Genomic DNA, 1,182 nt, shown 5'->3' on the forward strand with positions numbered 1-1,182 from the left:
ACAACCGCTCTCCTGCCTGACCACGCTCGAAAGTGACCTCATCAAGAAAACTTTGCAACAGAGCCAGCGGCAGTGAGTTTCTCGAGCAGGATGGTCTCGACCAGAGCCGCATCCTCGAGCACGGAATGCTCTTCCAGAAGGTCCGCCGCGACAGCGCCGCCGCGTGCCTCGTAGTCTTCACGCACGAAAGCCCCGATATCGTCGCTGACCTGCACACCGCGGGATTTGAGGGCCTGACGGACGTTGTAGGCCTGCAGATAGCCACCGTCCTTGGTGAGCGCCTCGAAGACCTCGCGCTGCGCCTCCTGGCTCGGGTGCTCGGCAAAGGCCTTCATTGTGTCGAGTGTGATCACCTTAGCCCTGGCCGCGGCGCGGATGTCCGAGTGGATCAGCCCGTAGCGCAACCGGCCTTTCACGGCGGCGACCGTCGTGCCGAAGGTCTTGGCGATCGTCTCGGGCGTCTGGCCGTCGACCTCCATCATCCGAGCGAAGGCCTCGAACTCGTCAATGGCGTTCATCGGCGCCTGGGTGACGTTCTCGGCGAGCGACAGCGCCGTGGTGACGTCACAGTCCTCCGGCACGAGGCGGCAGTCTACCTTGGTCTTCGCAGTGAACCCCTTGGTGGCCTCGTCCGCGACCAGCTCCTTCAGCGCGGCATGGCGTCGGCCGCCGGCGAGCACAGCGTATTTGCCGTCGAGCTTCTGGACGAGCAGCGGTTGGAGCAGACCCAGAACAGCGATGCTGGCTTTGATATGCGCGATGTTCTCGGGGTCATAGGTTTCCGGAGAGTTGCTGCGCACATTGGCGGGATGCGGGACCAGATCGCCGATGGCGACGGTGAGAGGGGCAAAGCTTGTGGTCATGGGATATCCTTCCAGATGGGTGAGATGCGGCCCGCGCGCTTGCGCGTGACCAATCCCCGGCTTCGGGGATCACCAAGACAAAAGGCCCGCTTTGCCTTTTTGAGGGGCAGCGGGCCTTCATCGTCTCAGATGTCAGGGGGGAGGAGTCGCCTGCCCTTCTACCAGTCGCGCGCCAGCATGATGGTCAGCACGCGCATGGTGGTGGCGGGATTGTCCGGGGTCTCAGCCCCGTAGCGGAAATCCGAATCTGCCTCATAGAAGTTTCCATGCAGGAGGTTGCGCGAACCGGATAGGTTGGGCGCAGATTCACAAAACGGGA

The 1,182-nt window shown here is 62.8% G+C and carries 1 protein-coding gene and 1 pseudogene; both read right to left on the reverse strand.

From position 1 onward, the window contains the following. Positions 1-50 precede the first annotated feature (50 nt). Positions 51-863: pseudogene (locus tag C6W91_RS21095) on the reverse strand (ParB/RepB/Spo0J family partition protein); the annotation flags it as partial. A gap of 158 nt (positions 864-1,021) precedes the next feature. Then, a partial coding sequence (locus tag C6W91_RS21100; protein ID WP_370571604.1) for a DUF3768 domain-containing protein occupies positions 1,022-1,182 on the reverse strand: 161 nt, incomplete at its 5' end.

This window comes from Phaeobacter sp. SYSU ZJ3003, assembly GCF_041300735.1.
Taxonomy (GTDB): domain Bacteria; phylum Pseudomonadota; class Alphaproteobacteria; order Rhodobacterales; family Rhodobacteraceae; genus Phycobacter; species Phycobacter gallaeciensis_A.